At 72.3% G+C, this 15,184-nt stretch carries 12 protein-coding genes; 4 read left to right on the forward strand and 8 right to left on the reverse strand.

Annotated elements, in window-relative coordinates:
- Positions 1-129 precede the first annotated feature (129 nt).
- The 7 genes from ACZ56V_RS02515 to ACZ56V_RS02545 all read right to left on the reverse strand — a co-directional run bounded on the left by ACZ56V_RS02515 (position 130) and on the right by ACZ56V_RS02545 (position 8,906).
- Complete coding sequence (locus ACZ56V_RS02515) at positions 130-1,176, reverse strand: BMP family protein (protein WP_398912422.1); 1,047 nt, start codon at positions 1,174-1,176, stop codon at positions 130-132.
- A 272-nt stretch (positions 1,177-1,448) separates the two neighbouring features.
- Complete coding sequence (locus tag ACZ56V_RS02520) at positions 1,449-2,492, reverse strand: BMP family protein (protein WP_398912421.1); 1,044 nt, start codon at positions 2,490-2,492, stop codon at positions 1,449-1,451.
- 171 nt (positions 2,493-2,663) lie between these two features.
- A complete protein-coding gene (locus ACZ56V_RS02525; protein ID WP_104634001.1) occupies positions 2,664-3,902 on the reverse strand; it encodes a M20 family metallopeptidase in 1,239 nt (412 codons plus the stop codon).
- Between the two features lie 239 nt (positions 3,903-4,141).
- The gene (locus tag ACZ56V_RS02530) at positions 4,142-5,209 is read right to left on the reverse strand and encodes a hypothetical protein (RefSeq protein WP_398912420.1); all 1,068 of its coding nucleotides are present in this window, start codon (positions 5,207-5,209) and stop codon (positions 4,142-4,144) included.
- Between the two features lie 43 nt (positions 5,210-5,252).
- A complete protein-coding gene (locus ACZ56V_RS02535; RefSeq protein WP_052839720.1) occupies positions 5,253-6,191 on the reverse strand; it encodes an N-acetylneuraminate synthase family protein in 939 nt (312 codons plus the stop codon).
- Positions 6,192-6,204: 13 nt separating this feature from the next.
- Positions 6,205-7,473 (reverse strand): cytidylyltransferase domain-containing protein, encoded by a 1,269-nt coding sequence (locus ACZ56V_RS02540; RefSeq protein ID WP_467380590.1) that lies wholly within the window; start codon positions 7,471-7,473, stop codon positions 6,205-6,207.
- 95 nt (positions 7,474-7,568) lie between these two features.
- Positions 7,569-8,906, reverse strand: a complete 1,338-nt coding sequence (locus ACZ56V_RS02545) for a DUF6716 putative glycosyltransferase (RefSeq protein WP_398912418.1) — start codon at positions 8,904-8,906, stop codon at positions 7,569-7,571.
- A gap of 198 nt (positions 8,907-9,104) precedes the next feature.
- Here ACZ56V_RS02545 and ACZ56V_RS02550 point away from each other — a divergent pair, with 198 nt between their 5' ends.
- The 4 genes from ACZ56V_RS02550 to ACZ56V_RS02565 all read left to right on the forward strand — a co-directional run bounded on the left by ACZ56V_RS02550 (position 9,105) and on the right by ACZ56V_RS02565 (position 13,869).
- A complete protein-coding gene (locus ACZ56V_RS02550; RefSeq protein WP_467380588.1) occupies positions 9,105-10,094 on the forward strand; it encodes a glycosyltransferase family 2 protein in 990 nt (329 codons plus the stop codon).
- A complete protein-coding gene (locus ACZ56V_RS02555; protein WP_467380586.1) occupies positions 10,091-11,425 on the forward strand; it encodes a polysialyltransferase family glycosyltransferase in 1,335 nt (444 codons plus the stop codon). Before ACZ56V_RS02550 ends, ACZ56V_RS02555 begins: the two co-directional genes overlap by 4 nt.
- A gap of 119 nt (positions 11,426-11,544) precedes the next feature.
- The gene (locus ACZ56V_RS02560) at positions 11,545-12,510 is read left to right on the forward strand and encodes a glycosyltransferase family 2 protein (RefSeq protein WP_467380584.1); all 966 of its coding nucleotides are present in this window, start codon (positions 11,545-11,547) and stop codon (positions 12,508-12,510) included.
- Between the two features lie 3 nt (positions 12,511-12,513).
- Complete coding sequence (locus ACZ56V_RS02565; RefSeq protein ID WP_468938635.1) at positions 12,514-13,869, forward strand: polysialyltransferase family glycosyltransferase; 1,356 nt, start codon at positions 12,514-12,516, stop codon at positions 13,867-13,869.
- 81 nt (positions 13,870-13,950) lie between these two features.
- On the opposite strand, the gene ACZ56V_RS02570 is transcribed toward ACZ56V_RS02565, so the two are convergent.
- Positions 13,951-14,988 (reverse strand): acyltransferase, encoded by a 1,038-nt coding sequence (locus ACZ56V_RS02570; RefSeq protein ID WP_468938638.1) that lies wholly within the window; start codon positions 14,986-14,988, stop codon positions 13,951-13,953.
- Positions 14,989-15,184 lie beyond the last annotated feature (196 nt).

Consider the following 15,184-nt stretch of genomic DNA (forward strand, 5'->3'; position numbering starts at 1 on the left):
GGCGGCGGCACATCGACGCGACGGGGTACGGGGAGGGCGACTTCGAGGACGCTCTCCCCGTACCCCGCCGTGCGGCCGGGCCGGCGCGGTTACACGCTGTTCGAGGTACTGCTGGTGCTACTCAGCCGTTCAGCTGCTCTTGACCTTGATCTCGCCGCTGATGATCTTCTCCTTGGCCGTCTTGATGGCTGCCTGGAGCTCGGCGTCGTCCGCGAACTTCGGGTTGGAGTCCGAGAGACCGACCTCGCCGGACTTCAGATCGCCCCGAACGATACCGGTCTCCGGCTTGCCGTCCTCGACCGACTTCGCGAGGTTGTAGACCGCCTTGGCGACGTCCTTGGTGGCCGAAGTCAGGATGGAGTCCTTGTACTTCGCGAGGGCTTCCTGCTTGTACTGGTCGGAGTCGACGCCGATCGCCCAGACCTTGTTGGCGGCGGCGGCCTCGATCACGCCCTGACCGGAGAGACCGGCCGCCGCGTACACGACGTCGGCCTTCTTCTCGATCTGGCCCTCGGCGGCGGTCTTGCCCTTGTCGGGGCTGGAGAAGCCGCCCTCCTCCGCGGTCTGCGTGAGGTACTGCGAGATGACCTTGACCTTGGGGTCGGTGTCCTTGACGCCCTGCTCGTAGCCGGCCTGGAACTTGTGGATCAGCGGGACGTCCACACCGCCCACGAAGCCGACCGTGTTGGTCTTGGTGCTCTTGGCGGCGGCGACACCGGCGAGGTAGGACGCCTCCTGCTCGTTGAAGACGAGGTCCGCGACGTTCTTCGCCTCGATCGTGGCGTCGTCGACGATGCCGAAGGTGGTGTCCGGGTACTTCTCGGCGACGTTCTTCATGGCGGACGCGTAGGCGTAGCCGATGCCGACGACCGGGTTGTACCCCTGCTTCGCCAGCGAGGACAGCCGCTGCTCCTTGTCGGCGTCCGTCTCGCCGTCGGTGGGCTCGACGTCGGCCGTCTCGTAGCCGAACTCCTTCTTGGCCTGCTCCAGACCGGCGTACGCGGCGTCGTTGAAGGACTGGTCGCCCTTGCCGCCGACGTCGTACGCGATGGCGAGGCCCTTGTCCCCCTTGGACTCCGAACCGGAGTCGGTCGAGGTACCACCGCAGGCGGCGAGGGCGAGGGCCAGGGAGGCGGTCGCTGCGCCTGCGACCGTGATCCGGGAAATCCGGCGCATGTCTGGTGCTCCTGTCGTACAAGCGCCGGGGACGGTTCGGCTGCGGCGCTGCTTTCGCCGCAGATTAACGCGCGTAGACCTGCCTGAAAACCCCTTCTGTCCACCTTGTTATCCGCCCGTGAGCAAGGCGACGCGTACGGGGGTACGGTGCTCGCCGGGCGCAGACCGGGGGTGGCTGAGGGTGACGCCCGGCCCGGGGTCGCGGCACGCGGAAACGGACGGGCGCCGGGGCGCCCGTCCGCTTCGCCGGGTTGCGTCACGTGCCGTCGCGGCTACTCCGTGGCGACCTTGATGGTGCCGTCGACGATGCCCGCCTTGGCCTTCTCCACGGCCTCCTTCGCGCCGGGGACCTCGGCGAACTTCGGGTTGCTGTCGGACAGGCCCACGCCGTCGGACTTCAGGTCGAAGGTGTGGGTGCCGGTCAGCGGCTTGTCGTCCTCGACGGACTTGGCCAGCGCGAAGACCGCGCCGTTGATGTCCTTGAGGGCGGAGGTCAGGATGGAGTCCTTGTAGGCCGCGAGGGCCTCCTGCTTGTACTGGTCCGAGTCGACGCCGATCGCCCAGATCTTCGCCTTCGCGGCGGCCTCGATCACGCCCTGCCCGGAGAGACCGGCCGCCGCGTACACCACGTCGGCCTTCTTCTCGATCTGGCCCTCGGCGGCGGCCTTGCCCTTGTCGGGGCTGGAGAAGCCGCCCTCCTCCGCGGTCTGCGTCAGATACTGCGAGAGCACCTTGACCTTGGGGTCGGTGTCCTTGACGCCCTGCGCGAACCCGGCCTCGAACTTGTGGATCAGCGGGACGTCCACACCGCCCACGAAGCCGACGGTCTTGGACTTCGTGGCCTTGGCCGCGGCGACGCCGGCGAGGTAGGAGGCCTCGTTCTCGGCGAAGACGAGGGAGGCGACGTTCTTGCCCTCGACCACGGAGTCGACGATGCCGAAGGTGGTGTCGGGGTACTTGGCGGCGACGGCCTTCATCGCCGGGCCGTAGGCGAAGCCCACGCCGATCACCGGGTTGTAGCCCTGCTTGGCCAGGGAGGTCAGGCGCTGTTCCTTGTCGGCGTCCGTCTCGCCGTCGGTGGGCTCGATGTCGGCGGTCTTGTAGCCGAACTCCTTCTGGGCCCGCTGCAGACCGGCGTAGGCGGCGTCGTTGAAGGACTGGTCGCCCTTGCCGCCGACGTCGTAGGCGATGGCGAGGCCCTTGTCGTCACCGCCGTCGTCGCCGCTTTCGCCGCTGGTGCCGCCGCAGGCCGTGGCGGCGAGTGCGAGCGACGCGACCCCCACCGCGACGCGGGTCAGTCTCGATATCCGACGCATCTGAGGTTCCCCATTCTCCAAAGCCCCGCAGCGGGTGCTCGGTTCGGCGCACATTAACGCGCGTAGAACCTCCTGGGAACGGGATTGCGCGGCGCCGTTATCCATTCGTGCCGCTGGCCGGTTACCGCCCTGTTAACGACCGGATCGAAGGGGGACGTTCTTCTCCGCCGCCTACTGCACGGCGTCGATCAGCGCCGCCGCGGTGAACATCTCCACGCCGACCGTGATGGCGTGCTCGTCCACGTCGAAGTCGCCCTGGTGGAGGTCGCGGACGGTGCGCTCGCCGGGCGGGCGGACGCCGAGGCGGGCCATGGCGCCGGGCACGTGCTCGAGGTACCAGGAGAAGTCCTCGCCGCCCAGGCTCTGCTCGGTGCCCTCGACGGCGTCGGTGCCGCGCCGGGCGACCATGGCGGCCTGGAGCAGTTCGGTGCTGGTGACCTCGTTGACGACCGGGGGCACGCCGCGGACGTAGGTGATCTCGGACTTGGCCCGGTACAGGTCGGCGATCTCGTCGATGGCGCCCATCACCAGGTCGGGCGCCTGCCGCCAGGCGTCGAGGTCGAGGCAGCGCACGGTCCCGGCGAGTTCGGCGTGCTGCGGGATGACGTTCGGGGCGTGGCCGGATTCGATCCGCCCCCAGGTCAGCGCGAGCCCGCTGCGGCTGTCCACGCGCCGGGCGACGAGCGGGGGCACGTCGGTGACCACGCGGGCGGCGGCGGTGACCAGGTCGGTGGTGAGGTGCGGGCGGGCGGTATGGCCGCCGGGGCCGTTCAGGGCGATCTCCAGCCGGTCGCAGGCGGAGGTGATGGGACCGACCCTGAGGCCGATCTTCCCGGCGTCCACCCGGGGGTCGCAGTGCACGGCCAGGATGCGGCGCACCCCGTCGAGCGCACCGCCCTCGATGGCGTCGGCGGCGCCGCCGGGCAGCACCTCCTCGGCCGGCTGGAAGACCAGCCGCACGGGCCGGGGCAGCAGGCCCTGCTCGTGCAGGGCGGCGAGCAGAAGCCCGGTGCCGAGGACGACGGTGGTGTGCACGTCGTGCCCGCAGGCGTGGGCGCGGTCCGGCACCTGGGAGCGGTACGCGCACTCGGTCTTGGTGTCGGGGATGGGCAGGGCGTCGATGTCGGCCCGCAGGGCGAGCATGCGGGGCCCGCCGGACCACTGTCCCGAGTCGGTGCCGGTGCCGATGTCGCAGACGAGCCCGGTGCCGATGGGCAGCACGCGGGGCTTGAGACCGGCCCGCTCCAGCCGTTCCTTGATCGCGGCGGTGGTGCGGAACTCCTGATTGCCCAGCTCGGGGTGCATGTGCAGATCACGGCGGAAGGCCACGAGCTCCGCGCGCAGCGTGTCCGGCAAGGTGCCGGGCAGCGCGGCTTCACCAGGAGTGTCGGCCTCGGACTCTGGGGACATCAACACGTTCACCCTTTGCAGCGTAGGGCTCCCGGGCGATCGATGGACCCACGATCAACAAAATTCAGCCCGTTAGGGGAAGAAAACTCGGCCGCCCTACGCATAGCCATCATCTCGCTTGGGTAAACTTGGCCGCCTTTCCGGCCGAGCCGATCATGAGATCACCGGGAGCGGCCCGACCGCTCCACGGCACCCGTCCTCTTCCCCACGGTTACCACGCGCGGCCCGCTCCACGCGCCCTACCCCGCGCTCACCACCGCCGACAGCCGGTGCACGTCCCGCGCCGAGCCGGTGACGCCGCTCAGGAATCCGCGGGCCCGCGGTGAAGCCGTCTCGGTGAGCCAGGCGGGATCGATGTCGCAGACGGCGACCCGGACCTCGGTGCCGGTGAGGGCCAGCGGGAGGGTGTGGACGACGGTGGAGGGGAAGCTGAGGACGGTGCGGCCGATCGGGCCGCGGCGGGCGATCAGCTCCAGGGGGAGGTCGGGGCGGACGATCTGCAGGCCCGTCTCCACGGCCAGCCGGTGCAGCTTCTCGGCGCTCTCCCGGCGGTGGGCGAAGTAGCGGGCGGCCCCGTGGGTCTTCGCCAGGGCGCGTACGGCGGCCACGTAGCGGTCGGCGTCGACGACGCCGGTCTCCACCAGGGAGGTGCCGACCATGTCGGCGCCCTTGGTGATGCGCGGCGGGCCGAAGCGGGCCCTGGTCCAGGAGAAGTCGTTCGCGGCGACGGTGACGCCTTCGGGGACGTCGTCGATGGGCATGGAGGAGAAGACCGATACCTGCCGGTCGGGGGTCGGGGTGAGGCGGTGGCGGGCCGACCGGGAGACCGGGGCGAAGAGCAGGTCGCGCGGGCCGGGGCGGCTGCCCTTGCGGTGCCAGCGGACCAGGCGCTCGCCGTGGGCCAGCTGGGTGACGAACTCCATCGTGGCGGTGCCGTCGTCGACGACGACCAGGTCGTGGGCGCGGGTGATGGTGAGGAGGAGCTGCACGTAGCGGGAGAACGGGTCGCCCATGACGACCCGGTCCGCCTGGCGCAGTGCGGTGGTCAGGCCGCCGACCGTGCGGAAGGGGGCGGTGGCACCGCCGCGCGCCTCCTCCCAGCGGATCTCGTGGCCCTCCTTGCGGGCCAGTTCCGCCATGCGGCGCAGCTGGCCGCGGGTCATCGGGTCGACGGGCGAGAGGACCACGAGGGTGAGCTCCGCGCCGGGGGCGCGGGTGTGCGCCCACTCCAGCACGTTCAGCAGTTGTACCGGGCTCTCGACGAAGGCGAGAGTGCGGGGGCCGGCGTTCCCGGCGCGGGGGCTCATCGGTGGGGGTCCGTCCCGTGGTGAGTGACTCGGTGGGCGGTGGTCAGACGGTGACGGGCTCGCCCGCGGCGGCGGCGATCTCCGCCTCGGCGACGACGCCGGTGACGCGGCGCAGCTTCTTCATCGGGCCCAGCTCGGAGTCGTAGACCTTCTTGACGCCGTCGCCGAGGGAGGCCTCGATGGTGCGGATGTCGCGCACCAGGCGGGTCAGGCCCTGCGGCTCGACGGAGGCGGCCTGGTCGGAGCCCCACATGGCGCGGTCGAGGGTGATGTGGCGCTCGACGAAGGTGGCGCCGAGGGCCACGGCGGCCAGCGTGGTCTGCAGGCCGGTCTCGTGTCCCGAGTAGCCGATCGGGACGTTCGGGAACTCCTGCTGGAGGGTGTTGATGACGCGGAGGTTCAGCTCCTCGGCCTGCGCCGGGTAGGTGGAGGTGGCGTGGCACATGAGGATGTTGTCGCTGCCCAGGACCTCGACCGCGTGACGGATCTGCTTCGGGGTGGACATGCCGGTGGAGAGGATGACCGTCTTGCCGGTGGCGCGCAGGGCGCGCAGCAGCTCGTCGTCGGTGAGGGAGGCGGAGGCGACCTTGTGGGCGGGGACGTCGAACTTCTCCAGGAACGCGACGGCCTCGGTGTCCCACGGGGAGGCGAACCAGTCGATGTTCTTGGTCCTGCAGTACTCGTCGATCTGGCGGTACTCGTCCTCGCCGAACTCCACGCGGTGGCGGTAGTCGATGTACGTCATGCGGCCCCAGGGGGTGTCCCGCTCGATGTCCCACTGGTCGCGCGGGGTGCAGATCTCCGGGGTGCGCTTCTGGAACTTGACGGCGTCGCAGCCGGCCTCGGCGGCGGCGTCGATCAGCTTGAAGGCGTTCTCCAGCTCACCGTTGTGGTTGATGCCGATCTCGCCGGTGATGTAGACGGGACGGCCGGGGCCGGCCTCGCGGGTGCCGAAGGTGCGGATGCGGGAGTTGGTGCTCATGGCAGGGGGTTCCTTACTTGGACTGGGTGAGCGTGGGGGCTTCGAGAGGGTCGGGGGTGTTCAGTGAGGGGCCCAGGAGCCAGGCCGCGATCTCCCGTACGGCGCCTTCGCCGCCGGGGACGGTGGTGACCGCGCGGGCCGCGCCGCGTACGGCGTCGTGGGCGCTCGCGACCGCCACGGGCCAGCCGACGAGGGAGAAGCACGGGAGGTCGTTGACGTCGTTGCCGACGTAGAGCACGCGTTCGGGCTCGATGCCCTGTTCCTCGCACCACTGCTTGAGGGCGAGGTCCTTGCGGTCGATGCCGTGCAGCACGGGCAGCTCGAGCTTGCGCGCGCGGGCGGCGACGACCGGGTTCACCTCCGTGGACAGGATCAGCATCGTCAGGCCGCTGCGGCGCAGGGCGGCGATGCCGAGTCCGTCGCCGCGGTGCACGGAGACGAACTCCCGTCCGTCGGAGTCGATCAGCACCCGGTCGTCGGTCTGGGTGCCGTCGAAGTCGAGGACCACGGCGTCGACGTCGGCCGCGGTCGGCAGGGCGCCGGGCCGGGCCGCGTCGAAGTGCGGGGCCAGGGCCCGGGCGCGGGCCAGGTCGTGCGGGTCGTCGATCTCCAGGACGCGGGCCGGGTCGGTGCGGACCAGTTCGGTGCGGCCGAAGAAGCGGTGCTGGTGCTTGCGGAAGCCGGGGGCGGCCATGGCGTAGGCGGCGCCGGTCTCCAGCAGGTCCTGTGGGCGGTCCTGGCGGCGGGGGCGGTACGCCTTGTCGTGGTTGACGCCGTGGCCGCCGTCGGCCCCGCCCGTCTCGTCGGTGCCGTCCCGCCAGACGAAGCCGTGGAACGGGGCGACGGTGACGGCGGTGTCCGCGCCGTCCTCGGCGACCGCGCCGGCCACCCCGTCGACGTCCTCGCGGACCAGGAAGGGGCTGGTGCACTGCACGAGCAGGACCACGTCGACGGCGGCGCCGTGCAGGGCCTCGTGGGTGTCCATCGCGTGCAGCACGGCGGCCTCGGAGGTGGCCGTGTCCCCGGCGATGGCGGCGGGCCGCAGCACGACCTCGGCCCCGGCCTCGCGGGCCGCAGCGGCGATGGCCTGGTCGTCGGTGGAGACCACGACGTCCGTCACGAGGCGGGCCGCCAGGCACTCGCGCACCGCGCGGACCACCAGCGGGACGCCGCCGACGGGGGCGAGGTTCTTCGCGGGCACTCCCTTGGAGCCGCCGCGGGCGGGGATCACGGCGAGCACCCGGCGCACCGAAGCGCCCTGGCCCGCTTCCGGGTTGGACATGGGATCTGCTCCTTGCGCAGGTGTCGCGGGGACCGCGGACGTGGGCGGAACCGGGGAGGTCTCGGGTATCGGGGCGGGCCCGGGCACCGGGGCGGTCACAGCTCCCCCATCCGGCGGATCACCGGGGCGACCCGCTGGACGCCGTGCCGGTAGGCGCCGCGGGCCGCACGCCGCACGACCTGCCGCACGGGGCCGGGCGCCCGGTCGGCGGCCGGTGCGCCGGGCAGCGGGGTGCCGTCGGGGGCCAGGTGGTGGCGGGCGAGGATGCCGGGGAGGTAACCGGGCGCGGTGACGAGGGTGTAGTAGGGGGCGAGCGGCGGCAGTCCGCCGGGCCGGCCCAGCAGGGCGGCGATGCGTCCGCGGGCCTCGTCGAAGGCGGTCTCGTAGCCGCCGTCCGCCGCCACGCCCTGCCGGGCGACCCACTCGGGGTCGGGGGCCGGGCGGTGGCCCGCGTCGAGCTGGTCCCAGGAGGCGAGGCAGCCGGAGCCCACGAAGTGGTGGTTGCCGAGCGCCTCGCGCACGCCGAGGTCGGTCAGGACGACCGTGGGGATGCGGCGGTGCAGGGATTCCAGGGCGGCCGTGGAGCTGACCGTGACCAGCAGGTCGGTGCGGTCCAGGACCTCGCCCATGTGCCCGTAGACCAGGCGGAAGTTGGGCGGTGGGTCGGCCCGCTGCACCAGCTTCTGGTAGGGCAGTTCCTCGATGTGCGTGGTGTGTTCGCCGGGCTTGGAGCGCAGCTTGAGCAGCACCTCGCGCTCGGGATGGAGGCGGGCGTGCCGGATCAGCCGTTCGAGGAGGTACGTACGGTCCCCGCGGCTGTCCGGCACCGAGGGCTGCGCGGCGAAGACCACCGTGCAGGGGCGCTCGTCCCCGCCCGGCTCACCGGCGTAGGCGGCCCCGCCCAGGAAGGGCAGGGCGACCTCGGTCACCGCGCCGGCGTCGGCGCCGACCCCCTCGTACACGGCGCGGAAACGGTCCGCGTCCTGACGGGAGTTGGCGAGGACGAGGTCGGCGCCGTGGCGCAGCAGCAGGCCGTCGGCGAGCTTCTCGTAGACGACGCCGACGTAGCCGGTGACGACCACGGGCCGTTCCGCGTCGTGCTGCCAGACGCGGCCGAGCCCGTGCAGCATCGCCTGGACCCCGCCGCCGACCAGGGCGAGGACGAGGACGTCGTAGGAGTCCTCGTCCCGCGCCCCGGCCATGGCGCGCAGGAACTCGACGGCGGTCACCTCGCGGAGCGAGTCCGCGCTGACGCCGACCTCCTGGAGCTGGCGGGCGGTGGGGGTGGCTCGGCCGCGCAGGAGGTAGCCGTCGAGGTGGATCTCCGTGTCCCCGGGGCAGACGCGGGTCGCGGTGAGCGCGCCCCATTTCCACCGGGTGTCGGAGTCCGCCAGGACGGCGACTCTCAGGGCCTTCGTTGCACTTGCTGGCACGCCCCAGACGCTAGGAAGCCATTCCTAGGAACCGCCCAACCGGAATCCAACAAAGGGTGAACAGCACGTCGCCGAATGGGGATTCGGCCCGTCCGGACCCGGGAAAAGCGTCCGCTTCACCGCTTCGCCACGCCGCGTTCACCGGGAATCAAGAAACCGGTAAAGACGCATGCCGGACCGTCGCATAACGTCGCTCACGTGCCCAAGCTCTCCGTCATCGTGCCGTTCTACAACGTGCGGCAATACGCCCCAGACACTCTGCGGAGTCTGCGCGCCAACGCGCGGGACGACTTCGAGTTCATTCTCGTCGACGACTGCTCCACCGACGGGACCGTGGACCTCCTCGCGCGCGCGGAGCGCGAGCTGCCGGGGGCGGTGCTGGTCATACACGAGCACAACGGCGGCCTGGCGACGGCCCGCAACACCGGCATCGACCGGGCGCGCGGCGAGTACCTCGCCTTCCTGGACGGCGACGACTGGCTGGCGCCGGGCCACTGCGCCGACCTGGTGGCCGCGATCGAGCGGCTGGACGTGGACTTCGTGCGCACCGACCACGTGCAGTGCACGGGACGCAACCGCACCCTGCACCGGGTCCCGCACGGCCGCCGCAACACGGCCCTGCGCCCGCGCGACGCGATCCTGCCCGCGCACCGCACCACCTCCGTGGACTACGCCTACGCGTGGGCGGGCGTCTACCACCGCCGGCTGGCCGAGCGCGGCCTGCTGCACTTCACCGACGGGCTGCGCACGGCCGAGGACCGGCCGTGGATCTGGAAGCTGCACCGGGAGGCGGAGTCCTTCGCGGTGACCGGACTGCTCGGTGTGTTCTACCGGCGCGGGGTGGCGTCCTCGCTCACCCAGATCGGTGATGTGCGCCGGCTCGACTTCATCCGCGCGTTCGACGAGGTGCTCGCGGGGGCGGCCGGGGACGCGGACGCCGCGCGGCTGGTGCCGAAGGCGATCCGCACGTACTGCGCGATCATCTCCCACCACCTCGGCTCCATCGAGCGGTTCGAGCCCGCCGTGGCCCGGATACTGAAGGAGCGGAGCGCGGCGGCGCTGCGGCGGATGCCGCAGGAGGCGCTCGACGAGGTGCTCGACACGATGGACGCCGAGCGCGCCACGCGGTTGCGGCGGCTGCGCCGTCGCGCGGCCTCGGGCGGCCCGGCCGAGGGGGCGGCGGCATGACCACACAGATCTTCCTGGCGTCGACGCTGTACGGCACGGCCACGCTCGCCGCGGCCCTGGACTCCGGCTGCTTCGACGCGGCCGACCGGCGGATCCTGCTGGTCACCAACAACGCGGCGACGCCCGAGACGACACCGCCCCTGGACGCCTCGCCGGGGTTCGAGCGGTTGCGGGGCCGGTTCGACGACGTGGTGTCGTGGAACGAGGCGATCCGCCCCTTCCACCCCGGGGACTGGTCGCCGCGGGCCGGGGACGTGCCGTTGTGGGAGCGGCACCTGCGGCTGGCCTGGGGGCTGGGCGACGACGACGTGGCGCTGGCCGTGGAGTCGGTCCACGTGCCGCCGGCGCTCGGCGTGGCGCAGATCTTCACCGACGCGCCCCTGACCGTCTACGCGGACGGCCTGATGAGTTACGGGCCCACCCGCACCAAGCTCGCCCCGCTGGTCGGCACGCGCGTGGAGCGGCTGCTCCACCTGGACCTGGTGCCCGGGCTCGCGCCGCTGCTGCTGACGGAGTTCGGCGTGGTGCCCGAGGTGGTGCCGTCCCCGGCGGTCACCAAGGTGCTGGCCGAGACCGCGGACGGCGCCGTCGGGCTGCCGGACGCGGAGCGGCCCGCGGTGCTGCTTGGCCAGTACCTGTCGGCGCTGGGCATCCTCTCCGCCGAGGAGGAGGAAGACCTGCACGTGCGGATGCTGACCGGCGTCGTCGCGCTCGGGCACCCGCGCGTGGTGTTCAAGACGCACCCGACGGCCCCGGCCCGCTTCACCCGGGTCCTGGAGGAGGAGGCCGGGCGGCTGGGGGTCGACCTCACCGTGGTGGAGACGCCGGTGCTGGCCGAGGCACTGTTCCAGCGGATGCGTCCGGCGCTGGTCGTCGGCTGCTTCTCCACGGCGCTGCTCACCGCGTCCGCGCTGTACGGCCTGCCGGTCGCCCGGGTCAGCACCGAGACGCTGCTCGACCGGCTGACGCCGTACGAGAACAGCAACCGCGTGCCCGCCACCCTCGTGGACGCGCTGCTGCCGGACCTGTCGGATCCGGCCGCCGTCGCCGGGGGGCGGCGGGAGGTGGACGCCGAGGAGCTGGCCGGGCTGGTGCGGGCCGTCGGGTTCGCGATGCAGCCGAAGGTCCTGCCGGAGCTGCGCCCGGCGGCGGAGGCGTATCTGCGCGCGCACCTGGACGCCCGCACCTGGCGGTACTTCAAGAAGCGCAGGCTCACCTCCCTGGGCCTGCCGGGCGGCATCCCGGCCCGGCTGGGGTTCCTGCCGCACAACTCCACGGCACGCAGGGTGGTGCGCCGGGCCCGGGCCATCCGGCGCTCGATCGGGGGATGAGAAGAATTCATCTCCCCCACGAACGGAGTTCGCCTTTCCGGGCCTTCCCGGACACCGCAGATCTCTGATCTGTTCTGAACCGATCTGTTTCTCGTCTTCTTCGAACGTGAGAGGCCCGCGTGCCGAAACTGTCCGTCGTCGTTCCCATGCACAATGTGGAATCCTTCGCCGAGAGCACTCTGAGAAGCCTCGCCAACAACGCGGACCCGGACTTCGAATTCCTGCTCGTCGACGACTGCTCCACGGATTCCACGTCGTGGCAGATCGAACGCTGGGCGGACCGGCGCACCGACACCCGGGTGATCCGGCACGAGACGAACCGGGGCATCGCGCAGGCACGCAACAGCGGTATCGACGCGGCCCGCGGCGACTACGTCACGTTCCTCGACGGCGACGACTGGTACGGGCCGGGCTACCTCACCGAACTGGTGCGCTGGGTGGAGGAGTTGGGCTGCGACTTCGCCCGCACCGACCATGTGCAGGCCACCGGCACCGAGCGGGTGGTCCGGCGCCCCCCGGCCCCGGCACGCAACGTCGTGATGGACCCGCGCGACGGCATCGCGCCGCCCCACATGGAGACGATGGTCGACTACCCCTTCGTCTGGGCGGGGATCTACCGGCGGCACCTCTTCGACGACGGCGGGATGCGCTTCGCGACCGAACTGCGCACCGCCGAGGACCGGTTGTGGATCTGGCGGCTGCACCTGAAGGCCGCGACGTACGCGTCGGTGGGACTGCACGGGGTCTTCTACCGGCGGGGCGTGGCCACCTCGCTCACCCAGATAAAGGACTCCCGGCAGCTGGACTTCATCCCGGCCTACGACATGCTCCTGAAGGACCTGCTCGCGGACCCGGAGGCGGAGCGTTTCCTCCCCAAGGCCGTACGGACCTACTGCGCCATGATCGCCTTCCACCTCGGCAAGGTGGGCGAGTACGAGACCTCGGCGGCGCAGCGGCTGCGCCGGGAGGCGCGGGACGCGCTGCACCGCATGCCCCAGCACGTACTGGAGGAGACCCTCCGGACCATCGACAGGACTCGCAGCAGGTTGCTCGGCCGCCTGCGTGACGGGCGGAAGGCTGCCTGATCCATGCCCCCCAAGACCCAGATATTCCAGGTCTCCACCCTCTACGGAGCCGCCACCCTCGCCGCCGCGCTCGACGCGGGCCTGTTCGGACCGCGCGGCGAGACCCGGCGCGTCCTGCTGGTGTCCAACAACGCGGCGATACCGGAGACCGCCCTGCGCCTGGACGAGATGCACGGGTACGGGCGAATATCCGGCCGGTTCGACTCCGTGGTCAGCTGGAACGAGGCGATCCGTCCGCACCACCCCAGCGCGTGGGGCCCCCGGGGCAACGACGTGTCCCTGTGGCAGAAGGCGTTCCGGCTCGCCTGGGGCATCGGCGAGCGGGACCTGATCGAGCTGGCCGTCGAGTCGATCCAGGTCAACCCGGCCCGCGCGCTGGCCGCGATCTTCTCCGAGGCGAGCCTCCACGTGTACGCCGACGGCCTGATGAGCTACGGCCCCACCCGCGACAAGCTGCCGCTGACCCTCGCGCGCCGCATCCGCCGCCTGCTCCACCTCGACCTGATCCCGGGCCTCAGGCCGATGCTGCTGTCCGAGTACGGCGTCGAGCCCGAGGTCGTCCCCGACGCGGCGTTCCGCGCGGTGCTCGACGAGATCTCGCGGGAAGCGGCCGACGGCCCCGAACTGGCTCCCGTGGTACGGGAGAAGCCGACGGCCGTGCTGCTCGGCCAGTACCTGGCGGCGATCAACATCCTGACCGCGCGGGAGGAGGAGGACCTCCACGTCCGCATGCTGACCGGGGCCGCGCGGGCCGGGCACCGCTCGGTGGTCTTCAAGCCCCACCCGACGGCGCCCGCCGGCTACACGGCGGCCCTGAGCAAGGCGGCGGCGGACGCGGGCGTGCGGCTCACCGTGCTGGACGCGCCCCTGCTGGCCGAGACCCTGTACGACCACTGCTCCCCCGAACTCGTCGTCGGCTGCTTCTCGACGGCGATGGTGACCGCCTCCGCCTACTACGAGGTGCCCGTGGCCCGGGTCGGGACGGCGCTGGTGATGGAGCGGCTCACGCCCTACCCGAACAGCAACCGGGTGCCCCTGGCCGTCGTGGACCACCTGGTGCCCGACCTGGAGGGCCCCGGCGACCCGGCGCTCGTCGGCGCCGCGCCCGCGTCCCTGTCGCCGCTGGTCCGGGCGATCGGCTTCTGCATGCAGCCCAAGACCTACCCGGAGCTGCGCAGGCCGACGGAGGAGTGGCTGCGCGGCCATCTCTCCGGCACCCCCGGCTACTACTTCCCGGAGCTGCGGCTGACCGAGCTGGGGCTGCCCGGCAGCCGCCCGCAGCTGCGCGCGAAGCTCCAGGTGCGGCGGGCCAGGCGCGTGGTGCGCAGGGCGGTACGGCGCGGACCCGGGGGGAAGTGAGAGAGCCGGAACGCGACGGCGCCAAAGACGCCGGAGGCCCCGCCGCACGGGCGGGGCTCCGGCGTCCCGGCGCCGTCCGGCTCAGCCCAGCCAGCGGCCCAGCCGCAGCCGGGTCCACAGCAGGGCGGCGGCGAACGAGAGCGCGACCGTGACGGCCGTCAGACCGGCGAGAGCGCCCGCGGCGCCCGCCCAGCCCGCGTCCGCCGACACCAGCCGCGGGGCCAGCGCCTCCAGGAACAGCAGGTGGACCAGGTAGGCGCCGAAGGAGGCCCCTGCGAGCCTGCCGAGGAGCGGCCGGAACCGCTCGGGCACCCTGATCCGGTCGAGCGCCATCAGCAGGGTTCCGGCGAGCAGCGCCACCACCACGGAGGCGTACGGGCTCGGGAAGTGCACCCGGTGCTCGTAGACGGCGACCGCGGCCCACGCGCACAGCCCGCCGGTCAGCCACAGCAGGCGTCGGCGCCGGCCCGCGACCGCGGACCCGGGCAGCGAGAGCAGGACGGCCCCGGCGACGGCGTACGCGATCTGGTAGACGCCGAACTGCCAGGCGAAGGGGGGCACGCGCACGTCGAGGAGGCGCCCGAGGTCGCCCAGGAGGGTCGGGGCGAGCGCCAGGCCGAGCAGCGCGGCGCCCGCGCCCCAGGGCCGCTTGCCGTTCCTGACCAGCACGGCCACCGACAGCAGCAGGATCACCGGGACGTAGGCGTACAGGTACCAGAGGTGGAAGGCGGGCCGCACGGAGGCGAACACCGCGTCCCGGGCGAGCCGCGCCGTGGGTTCGGTGTTGGCGTCCCGGGCCCAGTCCCACAGCAGGTAGACCGCGGTCCACACGGCCAGCGGCACGACGATGCGGTTCAGCCGTTTGCGGACCTGCCGGCCGTCGCGGGGCGGGGCTCCGGAGAGGACGACCCAGCCGGCGATCGCGAAGAACAGCGGTACGGCGCAGCGGCTCAGCGCGTCCCCGGTGAGCGCGGTCCAGTAGACGGGCCCGCCCTGCGCGGGGTCGCGGTCGACGGCCTTCATCAGTTCGCCTGCGGCATGGCAGACGATGACCCCGACCGAGGCCAGGACCCGGACGAGGTCGACGTCGTACCGGTGTTCCCCGCGGGGACGCGGCACCTGCGTCCGGTCGGCGACGGCGGCGGGGCGGACGGACTCGGTGGTGGTCAGGGGCTCGGCGGCGATGGGGGGTCACTCCCGGGTTGGACGCGCGGGCCCGGCGGTGTGGGCCGGGCCGGGGATCGGCATGCCGCGTCGCGCGCGCTCGCAGCCGCGGCGCCGCGCGGCGCACGTCGGTGCAGGCTATGAGAGGGGC

This window comes from Streptomyces sp. NPDC034099, assembly GCF_055575415.1.